The sequence below is a fragment of the Chromobacterium haemolyticum genome (genome assembly GCF_009936155.1).
Lineage (GTDB): Bacteria > Pseudomonadota > Gammaproteobacteria > Burkholderiales > Chromobacteriaceae > Chromobacterium > Chromobacterium haemolyticum.
The window spans coordinates 121,172-135,534 of sequence record NZ_AP019312.1 but is presented as its reverse complement, the minus strand read 5'-3'; the positions used below and the strand labels follow the sequence as shown (position 1 = coordinate 135,534).

The following is a 14,363-nucleotide window of genomic DNA, read 5'->3' as shown; positions in this document are numbered from 1 at the left end:
CCGCGGTCAAACCACGTCCTCCGCCTGCAGCCATTCGGCGATCTGCTGGTCGAACGCGGGTTTGCCGTGCTGGCGGAATTGCTCATGCAAAGCCGGCTTGCCAGCCGCCGCGACCTTCTCCGTTGCCGTTGCCGCGGCCGCCCGTTCGCCCGCGCCGGTTTTCAACTGCATATGCGTAACGCCGCGATGGCCGTTCTGGTCGCTGACCGTCACTTCCAAAGACAGGGATCGACTCCAGCCCGCCGGCGGCGTGCCGCTGAAACGGCCGGTCTGAGGGTCGAACTTCAGCCAGGTCGGCAGCGGCTGACCATTGCTCTGACGCACCTGAATGTTCAGCACCGCGTCCGGGTTGCGGGTAATCACGGTGCCGGGCGGCAGGCTGAAGTTGAAGCCCTGCCCGGCCACCAGCGGCCTTACGCCCAGATCCGGCATCACTTGCAGCGGCGCGCCCGAGGTGCCGCCCAGATTGGAAACAAAGGGCAGACCGGCGTTGCCGCGTCCAAACGGCTCGCTGGGCGTCGGGGTGAAACGGTCCTGACCAAAAGAAACCTGAACGAGGTTGCTAGTCAAAGGCCCGACAGGGCCTTGCGGCGTCTGCGCGGGGCCATTGCCATTGCCGTTGCCCGCGCCGCTCACCGCGGCCAGCACGATATTGGGCGTAATGGGCGCGATGTTGATGACCGGCGCCGCGTTGGGCTGCGGCGGCGCTTCCGCTGGCGGCAGCGGCGGCAGCACCACAGTGGTGGCGGAGCTCAGTTGATAGGCCGGAGCCACCGTCTGCTGCTGGGTCACATTGCCGGCCAAATCAGCCGCCGCGCCGGACTTGAGCGCCAACGCCACTGAGCCCGCGCCGCCCACCCCAGTCAACTGCACCACGTAGTGGCTATCGCTGATGCGGACAATATTGCCGATGCTGGCGCGAGCGCCGCCGCTGGTGATCACGCTCAGATCGCTGGCGTTCAGGCCGACGATGGGCTTGTTCAGCACTAGGTCGTAACGCAGGCTGCCGGCGGAGCTGGAAACCGGATCCAAGCGGGTGAAGGACTGCGGCGCCGGCGCGGCGGTGTCCACGGTGAGCATGAACGACGCCGACTGCGCGCTGATGTTGCCGGCCACATCGGTGGCCGTGGCGCGCACGCTATGGTTGCCGTCCGCCAACGCCTGACTCAGATTGAACAACCAGACGCCGCTGCCGTCGGCAGTGGCAGTGCCTACCTGCACGCCGTCGATAAACACAGCCACCTTGCTGCCAGCCTCGGCCAAGCCAGTCACGCTGGGGCGGTTGACGTTAGTGATGCCGTCCCGGTTACTGGAGCCGGAGTCCGTGGCCTGGGTCAGACCGGTATTCGCCGGGCTGTCCGGCGCGGCGGTGTCCACGGTGATGACGTAAGTTGTCGATTGACCGCTGGCGTTGCCGGCCAGATCGGTGGCGGTGGTACGAATGCTGTGATTGCCGTCCGCCAAAGCACTGCTCAGGTTGTAACTCCATGCCCCGCTGCCGTCCGCCGTCGCCGTGCCCACCGCCGTGCCGTCCACGTACACCGTCACCGTGCTATTGGCTTCCGCCGTGCCGGTGACGGTGGGACGGTTATTGCCGGTGATGCCGTCGCCGTGGTTGCTGCCGGTATCTGTCGCCGTGCTCAAGGCAACGCCGGACGGCGCGGACGGCGCGCTGGTGTCGATCACCACGTTGCAAGCGCTGGATTGGCCGCTGCTGACCCCGCCGCTGCTAACCACGGCAGTGATGGCGTGCGCGCCCGACGTCAGGCTGGAGACGAAGCTGTAGCTCCATGCTCCGCTCCCGTCCGCGGTCACTCCATCGATCAGCACGCCGTCCACATAAATCTGGACGATGCTGTTGGCGATAGCGGTGCCGGTGACCGTGGGCGTGGCGTTGCTGGTGATGCCGTCGCTATTGCTGCTGCCGGTGTCGGTGCCGCTGGTTAGGCCGGAGACGCTGGGCGGCATCAGTTGCATGGCGATGTTGCGGGTGGCGGCGGCGCTGTTCTTGGTACCGTCGTTGACGGTGAAGCTGACGGTGCGGGCGCCGGTATTGGGCGAACCGGCGGTGTCGTTGTAGGTCACCGCGCGCAAGGCCGCCTGCCATTGCGCCAAGGTAGCCGTCGCACCGCTCGACGTCAGCGTCAGCACCCCAGTGCCGGCGTTGTAACTGGCCGTGATATTGCCGAAGGCGCTGCTACTGGTGTTGCTGAAGGCAAGCACATCCTCGCCGCTGTGGAAATTGCCGGTAATCGCCACCGTGGCGCTGGCCAAAGTGGTGTTGTCCAGATCGGACACGGTCAGGCCGCCATCCACCGGCGTGGCCGCGCCGCCCACCACATAGGCGCCGGCGCTGCCGGTAGTGGTGGCGATCGGCGTTTGATCCGTGGCCGCCACCGTAACGCTGCGAGTCACCGCCGCGCTGTCCTTGCTCCCGTCGTTAACACTGAAGCTGACGGTGCGAGTGGCGGTATTGGGCGTCACCGCTGTATCGGTGTAAGTGACCGCGCGCAGCGCGGCCTGCCATTGCGCCAGCGTCGCCGTGGCGCCGCTGGAGGTCAGCGTCAGCACCCCGGTGCCGCTGTTGTAGCTGGCCGTGATATTGCCGTAGGTGCTGCTGTTGCTGTTGTTGAAAGCCAGCACATCCTCGCCGCTGTGGAAGTTGCCAGTAATGGACACTCGGGCGCTGGCCAGCGTGGTGTTGTCCAGGTCGCTGACCGTAATGCCGGTGTCCACCGCCACCGGCGTGGACGTCGTATTGTCCCCGGCGGTGAAAGCCGCGCTGCCGCCGCTCGCGGTGGCGATCGGAGTTTGATCGGTGGCGGCCACCGTCACGCTGCGAGTCACGACGCTGCTGTTCTTGCTACCGTCGTTGACCTGGAAGCTGACGGTGCGGGTGGCGGTATTGGGCGTCACAGCGCTGTCGGTGTAAGTCACCGCGCGCAAGGCCGCCTGCCATTGCGCCAGCGTCGCCGTGGCGCCGCTGGAGGTCAGCGTCAGTACTCCGGTGCCGCTGTTGTAGCTGGCGGTGATGTTGCCGAAGGTGATGGCGCTGGTGTTGGTGAAGGCCAATACGTCCTGGCCGCTCTGGAAGTTGCCGCTGATAGACACCGTGGCGCTGGACAGCGTGGTGTTGTCCAAATCGCTGACGGTGAGACCCGGGTCCACCGCCACAGGCGTGGAGGTCGTATTGTCCCCGGCGGTGAAGGCGGCGCTGCCTCCGCTGGCGGTGGCGATCGGGGTTTGATCGGTGGCGGCCACCGTCACCGTGCGCGTCACGGCGCTACTGCTGGCGTTGCCGTCGTTGACCTGAAAGCTGATGGTGCGAGTGGCGGTGTTGGGGCTTACCGCGCTGTCGGTGTAGGTTACCGCGCGCAAAGCCGCCTGCCACTGCGCCAGCGTGGCACTGCCGCCGCTGGAAGTCAGTGTCAGCACCCCGGTGCCGCTGTTGTAGCTGGCGATGATGTTGCCCATGGTACTGCCGTCGTTACTGAAAGCCAGCACGTCCTCGCCACTCTGGAAGTTGCCGGAGATGGAAACGGTGGCGCTGACCAGGGTGGGGCTGGCGCTGTCAGTGACGGTGAGACCACTGTCTATCGCCACCGGGGTGGAGGCGGTGTTGTCGCCGGCGGTGAAGGCGACGCTGCCACCGCTGGTGGTCACTACCGGCACCACGGCGACGTTGACGGTAGAAGCCAGCGCCAGCGTGGTGGTGTCGACGCCGCCATTGCTGGTGCCACCGTTGTCCTTGACGCTGGTCAGCGTCACCACCCGGTTGCCGGCGGTGGGGCTGCCGTTGCTGTCTCGATAGGTGATGCCGTTGACCACGCTGGCCGCGGTGCTGCCGGATATGCCGCTACTGCTGATGGATACGGTAGCGGTGCCGCCGGAGAGCGACACGGTGACGCTCAGGCCGTTGCCGCTGGTGGTGACCGAGTTACCGTTGGTCAGCGCCACATTGCTGCCGTCTATGGACAGGATTTCGCTGCTGCCGTCATGCAAACCGGACACGGTCAGGGTCAGCAGGATGATGCTCTGGCTGGATTCAATCGCGCTAACGCTGGCGCCGCTGAACACCGCCACCGCGGAGCCGCCCATGGCGAAGGTGGGGTTGCTGGCAGTGGCGCTGCCGGTGGGCGCGTCGTTGACCGCCGCCACCGCCACCGTCACATTGCTGGACCCGGTGCCCCCGCGTCCATCATTAACGCTGACATTGATGGTGCGGGTGGCGGTATTGGGATCGTTGCTGGTGTTGTTGTAAGTCAGCGCCGCCACCAGCGTGGCCACTCGCGACGGAGTGGCGTTGCTGTTGAAGGTGACAATCAGATCATGACCGCTGACACCATCGCCGTTGCTGGCGATCACCCCTATGCTCACCCCGCCCACCGTCACCACGCTGCCCACGCTTGTGCCGCTGGACAGGCTCACCGTGCCGCTGGTGTCCACGCCCAGTACATCCTGACCGCTTTGGCCGTTGGCGGAAATGTGCACGGTCAGGTTGCCGCTGTTGAAGTTGGGCGTGTCGCTATCCGTCACCGTCACAGCGGTGCCGGTGTCCAGTTTCACCGCGCCGCCTTTCTCGGTGAACGTGGGATTGTCGCCGTTGAGGTTGCCTATCACCGGCGCGGCGTCCGCCGCCACTGTTACCGTCTTGGTCACCGCGCTGCTGTTGATCGCGCCGTCGTTGATCTGGAAGCTGATAGTGCGGCTGCTGGTGTTCGGCGTCAGCGAGCTGTCGGAGTAAGTCACCGCGCGCAAGGCCGCCTGCCATTGCGCCAGCGTCGCCGTCGCCCCGCTGGACGTCAGCGTCAGCACCCCGGTGCCGCTGTTGTAGCTGGCGCTGATATTGCCCATGGTGCTGCCGTTGTTGGTGAAGGCCAGCACGTCCTCGCCGCTGTGGAAGTTGCCGGTGACGGACACGGTGGCGCTGGCCTGGGTGCTGCTGTCGGAATCGGACAGGGTAATGCCGCTGTCCACCGTCACCGCGGTGCCGGTGCCGCTGCTGTAGGCGCTGGAACCGCCGCTGGCGGTCAGCGTCGGCGCGAAACCGAAATTGATGGCGTTGATGGCGCCGATGCCTATCATGCCGGTCACCGTATGGCCGTTGGCCGCCAGCACCCGGAAGGAATCGATGCCCTGGAAAGCGCTGTTGCCCGACACCGTGAAGGTCACCAGGCCGCCGCTGCCCTGCAAGGCGTCGCCCACATTCAGCGTCAGCGTCGCGCCGCTGACCGCCACGCCGTTGATATAGCCGACCAGCTGCAGATTGCCGCCGGTGGTGCCGGAATCGTAGCCGTTCAGCACCACGCCGATGGAATTCAGCGTGAAGCGGCTGTTGTCGTTGGACTTGACGCTAAAATAGGAGATGGGGATGGTGCCGTCGCTGTAGCCGTCCACCGTTTCCGTGGTCACCGAACCGACTTTTTCGACAATGATCGTCTGGCCGCCGTTGTTGGTGGCGCCCAGTTGCAGCGAGAAATCCCAGCCTTGAACAGGACTGGCATTGACCACGCTGCCTGAAGGGTTGTACGAATTGCCATCCGACGCGGTGAAATCGGTGGTGCCGGTTACCGGCCGCGCCAGCAAGGCGTCGTAGCTGAAATGCAGCGCATCCACATCGATATGGCCGCTGTTGCGCTCCAGCGTCCAGTCGCCGCCCAGCCTTGCCGCGCCGGTGGCGTCGGTGGACGCGGCCACGTCAGCCTGAGTGTAACGGGACAGCGCGCTGACGAAGGCGGCGCCGCTGCTGCCGGCGGCGATATCGCAGCCGTAGAGCAGGATGTCGCCGTTGGCGCTCAGGGCTTGACCGATGGCTTTCAGGTCCGCCTGACGGCTATCCAGTTTGGCGGTGGTCAGCTCCACGCTGCCCAACATCAGATCTCCGCTCTGTCCATGGGAAATCACGTGGATGGCGGCGTAGCCGTGATGGGTTTTGGCCCATTCCGCCATCTGGCTCAGGCCGTCCTTGCCGGCATTGAGCACCACCACTTCCATGCCGGCCGGCATTTGCGACAACAGGCTCTGGTAATTGACGACATTGGATTCGACAAACACCACCTGTTTGGCCGGCGCAACCGGCGCCAAGGCCGCGGCGAACTTCTCCGCCAGCCGCTCCACCGCGGCGGACCGCGGCGCGGCGGGTGCTTCCGCCGGAGCCGGGCGCTCCACGGGGTGCGGCGCGTCCGCATGCGCCGAGGCGGCGGCCGTAGCGGCCGCCGCGCCGTCGAACATCAACCTGGGCTCCAAGGCCTGCAACAGCAGGCGGGAGCGTTTGAGAACCGGTGTCTTCTTATTACTGCCTTGCGATTGCCCCGCTGATTTCCACCACCCCATCACGCTCTCCCCGATCATTTCGGCTTAAAGCACCGGTCGAACCTCGCCTATGACTGCATCCCAAAAACTGCTCAGCGGATTAGAACCTGTATCAAAGCAAAAATAAATGACAATTAAATAAATTCAAACCAGAACAACTGCGACAACGTAACAAACCTGGCCGCCGGCAAGCTGACAAAAGCTGTCAACCGCAACGAAGAAGGCCCCTCTTTAAAAAATAGTTGTTCCTCACGCGAAGTAAGCTAAGTGCAAATACGTAGCACACACGATATTTGATCAACATATGCGATGTGCCGCGGCTTGCCCTCGTCCGCGCCATCCCGTATCGTTCGTCCGCCGTCCGCTCCATCCAAGGATTTATCCATGCCCGCCACCCCGCTGTACTGCGCCTGTCCCCGCCGTCTGGACGCCGCCCGCCTGCTAAGCCAGCGTTTCGCTTTGCCGCTGCTGGAGCAAAGACCGCAACAAGGCTATTGGCTGGAACTGGGGGAGGAACGACTGGAACTGCTGACCACCGGCAAACACGGCGCGGTGTATGCGGAATTCGTCGAAGGCGCGGCCAAACATCGCCGCGAGCAGGGAGGCGGCCGCGGCCAGCCGGTAGCCAAGGCCATAGGTCTGAAAGGCGCCAAGGAGCTGCCCTATGTGGTGGACGCCACCGCCGGCCTGGGCCGCGATAGCTTTGTGCTGGCCGGCCTGGGCTGCCGCGTCACCCTGGTGGAGCGCTCGCCGGTGGCCGCCGCGCTGCTGGCCGACGCGCTGGAACGCGCCGCCGGCCACCCGGACACCGCCGACATCGCCGCTCGCATGCAACTGGTTCACGCCAGCTCCATCGCCTGGCTGGCTGCGCTGAGCGAGGCCGAACGGCCGGATGTGGTCTTCGTCGACCCGATGTTCCCGGATACCGACAAGAAAAGCGCGGCCGCCAAAAAGGACATGCAAGCCTTTCAGCAGGTGATAGGCGACGACCAGGACAGCGCCGCGCTGTTGCAAGCCGCCATCGCTGCGGCCAAGAACCGCGTGGTGGTGAAACGGCCGCGGCTGGGCGCGGCCATCGAAGGCGTGAAGCCATCCGCGGTGCTGGACGGCAAGTCCACCCGCTTTGATCTTTACGTGATCAAGGCCTTGCATCCCGTTCAGGGCTGACGCCATCGGGCGCTTGCGCCCGCTCGTTCATCCCATAGTCCCGCAACACCGTCGCCACCCGTAGCCGGTAATCGACGAACAAAGCCTCCCGGCCCTGCCGCTGCGCCGCGCGGTGCGGCTCCAGCCGCCGCCAGGCCGCCACCGCCTCTTCATCGCGCCAGAACGACAGCGACAGCATTTTGTCCGGCCGGTTCAGGCTGACGAAGCGCTCGATGGACAGGAAACCGTCCGCCGTCGCCAACTCCCGCCCCAGATGCTCGGCCCAGCCCAGATACCCATCCCGGCCGCCCTCGGCCAGTTCCACCTCGAAAATCACCGCAATCATTCCGCACTCCCTTCCTCGTCGTAGATGCGCACGCGCGCATTGGGCAGCCGGCGAAAACGCGCCGCCGCCGTCAAGGTTTTCCAATCCGGCCGCATCGCCGCCAAGGCGGCCAAGCCGCCGCGGGCAATCTCCAGCGCCAGCGCCTGGCCCGGACACGCATGCCGGCCCGCGCCAAACATCAAGCCTTCGCCCGGCCCTGCCGGGTCCAAAGCCGCAGCGGCCAGCACCACTAATAATGAAGCGCCGGCCGGCACCGTCTGGCCGCCGTGATGCCAATCCCGCGCGACGAAACGGCGCGTGTTGTGCAAGACCGGATCATGCAAGGCCAGCCAAGCCCAATCCGCCGCCGCGCCCGCCGCCAGCGGCCGGCCCTGGGCCTGATGCCAGACCGCGGCGGCGAAAAGGCCGGCGCCGGCGTCCAGGCTCTGGAACAGCAGGCCGATCACGTTCGCCGTCAGCGCCGCCTCCTCCACCGTCCACTCGCGTCGCAACTCCGCCAAGAGGCCGTCGGAGCGCGGCAAAGCCTCCGCCACCCGAACCTGTAAAGCCGCCAAAGCCTGTTCCCCTCGCGCCAGCGTCTCGGCGTCGGCATCCGCCGCCAGCGCTTGCGCCAGGGCCGCCACCTCCGCCACCAGCGCCGGCTCGTCTTCCACCTCCAGCCCCAGCAAGCCGGCCAGCGTCAGCACCGGCAAGCCCTGCGCCATCCGGTCCAGCAAGCCGCCGCTCAGCGGCTCGCGCGCCAACCAGTCCCGCGCCAGGCTTTCAGCCAAGCGCCCGGCCTCCGCGCCCGCCACCGTCGCCAAGGCCCGGTTCAAGGCCGCCTTCAGCGCCGGGTGACTCGGCGCCTCGCTCATCCGCGCCCACAGACAGAACGTCCGCGCCAAGCCGCCGTCGCCCAGTAGCGGCGGCGCGGGCTGCTCCAACGGCCGCACCCGGCATGCCGCCGAGGCCAACACCGCCTGCGCCGCCGCGTGGCCGGCGGCCACCCACAACCCCAGGCCGGCATCAAAATACAATGGCCGCCGCTGCGCGAGATCCCGGTAATAGGGATAGGGATGGGCGTGGACCACCGCCGCCAGCGGGTCCAAGGGCCAGGCGCTCACGCCGCCGCTCCCAGATAGCGCCGCCGCGTCAGCTCGACACAGCGGGCGCGCGAACTGCCCGCCCGCTCATGCGGCGCAAACGGCGCCGCTACCGCGTCCAGCAAATCCACCGCCCACGCCAGGCGCTCCCGCTCGGCCGGCGCCAACCCGGGCCGGCGTTGACGATCCGTCAACGCGTCGATCAGCAACACCAGCGCCTCCTTCTGCGCGACCTCCCCCGGCAAGCCGGCGCGGGTGCACACCCCGTAGCTTCCGGCCAGGAAATCCCGCCACACGGCCGCCAAGTCCGGCTCCGCCTCGGCAGGAGGCAGCTCCAACGCCGCCAGCCCCTCGCGCCACGCGCTCTCAAAGCCGGTGCGCAAACGCTCCGGCTCGCCGCCCAAGGCCAGCGCCTGACCCAGCCAGCACAGCATGCCCCACGGATACCAGGCCGACTCCGCGCTCAAGGCCGCCGCGCCCATGCAGGACGCCGCCTCCCCGGCCAGCGTCAGCCGGTACGACGGCCACGGCGCCGCGCCGGCCCGCTGCCAGCCGCGCAAAGTGTCCAGGCTCACGCCGCTGCGCGCCAACAGCTCCGGTTCCGCCAGAAAATGACGGCGCAAATAGTCCAGCAAATCCTCCACTCCCGCTCTCCTTGTTCCAACTTGACGATGGGTTTATCGTAGCCGGCGGCGTCCGCCAAAGTTTCAGCCAAGGATGAACCATGCTTGCAACCCCGCACGACCGCATACCCGACATCAGCCGCCTGGCCAGCCTGCTGGCCGATCCCGGCCGCGCGCTGATGCTGCTGCTGTTGCAAGACGGCCGCCTCTACCCGGCCAGCGACCTGGCCCAGGCCGCCGGCCTGTCGCCGCAAGCGGCCAGCAACCATCTGGCCAAGCTGCTGCACGGCCAGGCGGTGCGGGTGGAACAGCGCGGCCGCCACCGCTATTACGGCCTGGCCAGCCCGGCCATCGCCCACGCGCTGGAAGCGCTGTCCGCAGCCGCCGGCGAAAGCCGGACCGCGGTGCGTCCCAAGGGCAACGCCGACATCCGTCTGGCGCGCAGCTGCTACGACCACCTGGCCGGCCGGCTGGGCATCGCCGTCGCCGACTTCCTGCAACAGCAGCAACTGCTGCAACGGCGCGAGGAGCGTGAGTTCGCGGTGACGCCGGCCGGCTCGGACTGGCTGGCGGCGCGGCTGGACATTCAACTGGACGGCATCGCCCGCCCGCGCCGGCCGCTGGCGCGGGCCTGCCTGGACTGGAGCGAACGCCGCGACCACATCGCCGGCAGCCTGGGCGCGGCCCTGTGCCAGGCCTTTTTGCTGCGCGGCCTGACCGAGCGCCGCAACGACAGCCGCGCCTTGCGGATCACGCCGGCCGGTTACGCCTTCTTGAAGCAGGAATGTGGAGTGGGCAGCGAGCAGCTGCGGGGGGAGTGAGGGGGATATAAGGTGGGTATCGCCGGACGGCGATACCCACGCGGCGGAGGTCAGCGATTGCGCAGGCGGATGCGACGGAAACGCGCCTCCAGCTTGAGCCGTTGTCCCAGCGCCAGATAGAACTGATGTTGGCTATCGACATGGCGGTAGACCCTGACCCGGTCGGCGCCCAACAGCATCATGATTTCCAGATAGTTGAAAAAGCCCATCCACTGGCCGCGTCCGTCGCGGTCGTCAAAGTCGATGTCCCGCGCCACGCGGCTGAGCAGGCCTTTGCCAACGTATTCGCGGTTGTCCTTCATCCATTGCAACAGGTGAGCCGCGCATTCGCGGCCGTAGGCGCTGTCGGCGGGGTAATCCTTGCGGGGCGCGGGCATTTGCCAGTAATGCCGATAGGTGCGGCCGGGGCAGAAGCGAACAAAGGGGAGCAGGGCTTCCTGCTGTTCCAGCGAGTGCAGTTTGTAGCGGCGACGACGGGGAAAGTTTTGAGCGTGATGCATGGTGTTTCTCCTGCTGTGACACAAGATAAACCACCTGCCGAGTGAGGCTGAGGTATTAGGCAGGCGCGTGGCAGGATTGGCGTACCGGACACTGTTAACCCGGTGAGTGCATAGCACTCTCCCACCATGCGCCTGCCGAATGGCACGACCATGGAAAAGCAGCTTGCGCAGAATTCTGCGCAAGCAAGTTAACAGTGATTACGGGACGCCAATCCCGTGTGCCGCTTGTTTTGGCGGCAACGTGGGGATTGTTGCCGAGGGGGCCGGCGGGGTCAAGGTGGGGTGGTTGGTGTGGCTAGGTGTTTGGGGTTTGTATCCGCTGCGCGGATGATGATGTTCATTGCCGGGGCTGCCCGGCAGGCAGGAAGGGGAATTTGCTCGGCCAAATTCCCCTTCACCCCAAAGGCCGCCCTGCAAGCCTGGCCTACGGCTTCCCGCCGGGACCCGTCAGGCCCGAGGCGCGGCTGAACTCGCAGCGCGCTAACGTCGCGCTGCTCGAACAAGCAGCCGCTTAAGACCTCGGGCCTGCCACCCGTCGGCAGGCTTGAAGGGACCCAGGGTGCGTCGGATACGTGGTTTATTCTTGGGATGTAGGACTTATCCACAAGAAAAAGCTGTGAAGCCAAGTTACCCACAAGCAATGATTCGCTTTGCTAAACCACCCTTCTTTTTCAAAAAAAACCACCTCGTATAGCGACCAAGTGTCCCCTCGGGGCGCGCCGGAGAAAAAGGGGTCTGCAAGGTTTTAAGCGGCTGCTTTGTTTGAGCGATTTGACGCTAGCAAATCGCGAGTTCAGCCGCGCCTTGCAGGCCCCTTTTTCTTCGGGGTTTCGCGTCCTGGGGGACGAGGGGGATGGAAGGGGGCGGCGGCCCGCCCCCTCCCCGTTCGCCGCGCGGAAAGCGGCACCAAAAACATCATCCGCGCAGCGGATTCAAACTAGCGAAAGCCCAGCCAGGGCTTTCACCCTATACCCCACCTCCCCTGCTACACTAAACCCCCGCCATGACCCCGGCATTCCCGCCATGCACACCGCCCCCGCCCTCATCATCATCGACATGCAACAAGGCATGAGCCGCCCCGAAGCCGGCCCGCGCAACAACCCCCAGGCCGAAGCCAATATCGCCCAACTGCTGAACGCCTGGCGCCAAGCCGGCGCGCCGCTGGTTCACGTGCGCCACATTTCCCGCACCCCCGGCTCGCCGTTCTGGCCCGGTCAGCCCGGCGTCGAATTCCAGCCGGCGCTGACCCCGCTGGCGAGCGAACACGTCATGGAAAAGAACGTGCCGGACGCCTTCGCACACAGCGGCCTGGAACGCTGGCTGCGCGTGCGCGGCATCGAACAACTGCTCATTGTCGGCGTCAGCACCAACAACTCGGTGGAAGCCACCGCCCGCAGCGCCGGCAACCTCGGCTTCCGCACCCTGGTGGCCGCGGACGCCTGCTTCGCCTTCGACAAAGTGGACTACGCCGGCACACCCCGCAGCGCAGATGAAGTGCACGCCATGGCGCTGGCCAATCTGGACGGCGAGTACGCTCGCGTCGTTGAATGCGCCGACATTCTGCGGCAACTGCAATAAACCCTGATCAGGAGCACAACCATGCAATTCGGTTACACCATTCTCTACGTCTCCGACGTCGCCGCCTCGCTGGCCTTCTTTGAAAACGCCTTCGGCCTGAAGCGCCGCTTCCTGCACGAATCCGGCGATTACGGCGAACTGAACACCGGCGCCACCACTCTGGCGTTCGCCGCCCACCCGCTGGGCCGGATGAATCTGCCGGAAGGCTATGTGGCGGCGGACGCCTCGCCGCTGCCGCTGGGCATGGAAATCGCGCTGGTCACCGACGACGTGGCCGCCGCGCACGCCCAGGCCTTGCGCCACGGCGGCGTTGAGCTGCACGCGCCGTCGCTCAAGCCCTGGGGCCAGACCGTGTCCCATCTGCGTTGTCCGGATGGCTTGCTGTTGGAGTTGTGCTCGCCCATTTCCTAAAGAACCTGTTCAAGGTCTGCCGCGCTTCGGCGATACGGCGTTGAAAACGTCTTCGGAATGCTCATGTACTTCTTGTAGATTCCGCTTCCTCAGCCGTTTTCGCCTTGCCTCGCTCTTGCTCGCGAGACTTTGAGCCGGCTCTAAAACGCCAGCCCAGGCCGAACAGCAGCACAGCGCCGGCCACGGCGGCCAACGCCAGTTGCGGCCACGGGCCAAAGCCGCGCAGCGGAAACAACAGCAGGCCGGCGGCGGCCAGCGGTACGGACGCCGCCAGGCCCTGGCGCGCCAGCCTTGGCAACAGGCCCTGACCCAAGCGAGCGGCGAGCAGCGCGCCGGTCAGCCATACCCCCGCCAAGGCGGCCAGCGCCAGACCCGGCAAGCCCAGCCAGCGCGGCAGCGTCAGCAGCAACGCCGCGCTCAACGCGCTGCCCGCCAGTTCCAGCAGCATCGGCCCGCGGGTATCGCCGCCGGCGTAGCAATAGCGCGCCAACAAGGCGTTCCAGGCGCCGAACACAATGCCCGGCGCGTACAACGCCAGCAGCAGCGGCAGGCTGCTCGCCGCCAGCCCGGCCGGCAGCAGCAAGGCCACCAGCGCCGGCGCGGCTCCGATCAAACCCGCCGCCGCCGGCAGGGTCAGCAGGGTGCAGGCGGCCAGGCCGCTGTCCAGCAACCGCCGCCGGTCCTCGCCCAGCGCGCCGCTCATCTTGCTCAACAGCACCTGGTTCAAGCTCATCAGCGCGATCAGCGGCAGGTTGATCAGCTTGCGCGCCAGATTGAGCAGGGTAATCGTCCCCTCCCCCAGCAGCGAGGCGGCCATACGTTCCAGCAAGCCCAAGCCCTGGCTGGCCGCGCCGCTGGCCAGCAAGGGCCACAGCTGCCGCCAGGCTTGGCCGGTCTCGCCGCGGCCGGCGCGCAGCCAGGGCCGCCAGCCCTGCCGCCAGTTGCCGGGCAGCAAGGCCGCCGCCATCAGTCCGCTGCCGGCCAGAAAACATTGCGCCAGCGCCGTCTCCGTCGCGGCCGGCCCGGCCCAATACAGGTAGGACACCGCCGGCAGATTGAACAGCAGCGAACCCAGCCCGGCCAGCAGGAAACGGCCCTGGGCTTGCAGCGGCGCCGCCAGCGCCGCCTGGGCCAGCAGGCCAGGCGCCAGCCAGGCCAGCCGGCGCAGCGCGGCGGCTGCCTGCGCCGCGTGAGCGGCGTCGACGCCGGGCGCCAGCGCCCGCGTCAGCCACGGCGCGGCCAGGCTCAACAACGCGGCCAGCCCCAGGCCAACGCCCAACCAGTGGCGCAGTTGACCAGCCAACCAGGCGCCGCGCCGCGCCGGCGTCTGCGCTTGCCACAAGGGCAGCAGCGCGGCGGACAGCAGGCCGCCGGCCAGCAGAGTGCGCAAGGCTTCCGGCAGGAACATCGCCACCAGAAAGGCGTCGCTGCGCCCGCCGGCTCCCCAGGCGGCCACCAGCAGCCACTCGCGGGCGAAACCGGCCAACAGGCCGGCCAGCGTGGCCAGGGTCAATAAGGCGGCGGGACCGAACATGGGCTCAGTG

The 14,363-nt window shown here is 66.8% G+C and carries 10 protein-coding genes; 4 read left to right on the top strand and 6 right to left on the bottom strand.

What is annotated here, in order from left to right:
* Positions 1–6 precede the first annotated feature (6 nt).
* Positions 7–6,333 (bottom strand): DUF4347 domain-containing protein, encoded by a 6,327-nt coding sequence (locus tag GYH29_RS00560; protein WP_232060468.1) that lies wholly within the window; start codon positions 6,331–6,333, stop codon positions 7–9.
* Positions 6,334–6,696: 363 nt separating this feature from the next.
* On the opposite strand from GYH29_RS00560, the gene GYH29_RS00555 reads away from it, so the two are divergent.
* Positions 6,697–7,479 carry a class I SAM-dependent methyltransferase gene (locus GYH29_RS00555; RefSeq protein ID WP_052052118.1) on the top strand — a complete coding sequence of 261 codons (783 nt, stop codon included), beginning with the start codon at positions 6,697–6,699 and terminating at the stop codon, positions 7,477–7,479.
* Here the strand turns inward: GYH29_RS00555 and GYH29_RS00550 are convergent.
* From GYH29_RS00550 to GYH29_RS00540, 3 genes are read right to left on the bottom strand one after another with little or no spacing between them, the layout of a single operon-like run.
* On the bottom strand, positions 7,451–7,804 hold the full coding sequence (locus tag GYH29_RS00550) for an antibiotic biosynthesis monooxygenase family protein (RefSeq protein WP_161523042.1): 354 nt from the start codon (positions 7,802–7,804) through the stop codon (positions 7,451–7,453). The genes GYH29_RS00555 and GYH29_RS00550 overlap by 29 nt on opposite strands.
* Complete coding sequence (locus GYH29_RS00545) at positions 7,801–8,907, bottom strand: cytochrome P450 family protein (protein ID WP_161523041.1); 1,107 nt, start codon at positions 8,905–8,907, stop codon at positions 7,801–7,803. The genes GYH29_RS00550 and GYH29_RS00545 overlap by 4 nt, the downstream gene beginning before the upstream one ends.
* A complete protein-coding gene (locus GYH29_RS00540) occupies positions 8,904–9,530 on the bottom strand; it encodes a DUF6058 family natural product biosynthesis protein (RefSeq protein WP_052052119.1) in 627 nt (208 codons plus the stop codon). The genes GYH29_RS00545 and GYH29_RS00540 overlap by 4 nt, the downstream gene beginning before the upstream one ends.
* Before the next feature lie 80 nt (positions 9,531–9,610).
* Here GYH29_RS00540 and GYH29_RS00535 point away from each other — a divergent pair, with 80 nt between their 5' ends.
* Positions 9,611–10,330: an ArsR/SmtB family transcription factor gene (locus GYH29_RS00535; protein WP_161523040.1), complete on the top strand. Its 720-nt coding sequence runs from the start codon at positions 9,611–9,613 to the stop codon at positions 10,328–10,330.
* A gap of 50 nt (positions 10,331–10,380) precedes the next feature.
* Here the strand turns inward: GYH29_RS00535 and GYH29_RS00530 are convergent, their stop codons facing one another.
* Positions 10,381–10,830, bottom strand: a complete 450-nt coding sequence (locus GYH29_RS00530) for a hypothetical protein (protein ID WP_161523039.1) — start codon at positions 10,828–10,830, stop codon at positions 10,381–10,383.
* A 1,023-nt stretch (positions 10,831–11,853) separates the two neighbouring features.
* Here GYH29_RS00530 and GYH29_RS00525 point away from each other — a divergent pair.
* Both GYH29_RS00525 and GYH29_RS00520 read left to right on the top strand, forming a co-directional pair.
* Positions 11,854–12,408 carry a cysteine hydrolase family protein gene (locus GYH29_RS00525; protein WP_043642348.1) on the top strand — a complete coding sequence of 185 codons (555 nt, stop codon included), beginning with the start codon at positions 11,854–11,856 and terminating at the stop codon, positions 12,406–12,408.
* A gap of 21 nt (positions 12,409–12,429) precedes the next feature.
* Complete coding sequence (locus tag GYH29_RS00520; protein WP_161523038.1) at positions 12,430–12,819, top strand: VOC family protein; 390 nt, start codon at positions 12,430–12,432, stop codon at positions 12,817–12,819.
* A 61-nt stretch (positions 12,820–12,880) separates the two neighbouring features.
* Here the strand turns inward: GYH29_RS00520 and GYH29_RS00515 are convergent, their stop codons facing one another.
* Positions 12,881–14,353: a lipid II flippase MurJ gene (locus GYH29_RS00515; RefSeq protein ID WP_161523037.1), complete on the bottom strand. Its 1,473-nt coding sequence runs from the start codon at positions 14,351–14,353 to the stop codon at positions 12,881–12,883.
* Between the last annotated feature and the right edge of the window lie 10 nt (positions 14,354–14,363).

Excerpts from the sequence above, each read along its gene's own strand:
- GYH29_RS00520 (WP_161523038.1), top strand. The coding sequence starts at position 12,430 with ATGCAATTCGGTTACACCATTCTCTACGTCTCCGACGTCGCCGCCTCG.
- GYH29_RS00535 (WP_161523040.1), top strand. The coding sequence starts at position 9,611 with ATGCTTGCAACCCCGCACGACCGCATACCCGACATCAGCCGCCTGGCC.
- GYH29_RS00515 (WP_161523037.1), bottom strand. The coding sequence starts at position 14,353 with ATGTTCGGTCCCGCCGCCTTATTGACCCTGGCCACGCTGGCCGGCCTG.
- GYH29_RS00525 (WP_043642348.1), top strand. The coding sequence starts at position 11,854 with ATGCACACCGCCCCCGCCCTCATCATCATCGACATGCAACAAGGCATG.
- GYH29_RS00550 (WP_161523042.1), bottom strand. The coding sequence starts at position 7,804 with ATGATTGCGGTGATTTTCGAGGTGGAACTGGCCGAGGGCGGCCGGGAT.
- GYH29_RS00530 (WP_161523039.1), bottom strand. The coding sequence starts at position 10,830 with ATGCATCACGCTCAAAACTTTCCCCGTCGTCGCCGCTACAAACTGCAC.
- GYH29_RS00560 (WP_232060468.1), bottom strand. The coding sequence starts at position 6,333 with ATGGGGTGGTGGAAATCAGCGGGGCAATCGCAAGGCAGTAATAAGAAG.
- GYH29_RS00555 (WP_052052118.1), top strand. The coding sequence starts at position 6,697 with ATGCCCGCCACCCCGCTGTACTGCGCCTGTCCCCGCCGTCTGGACGCC.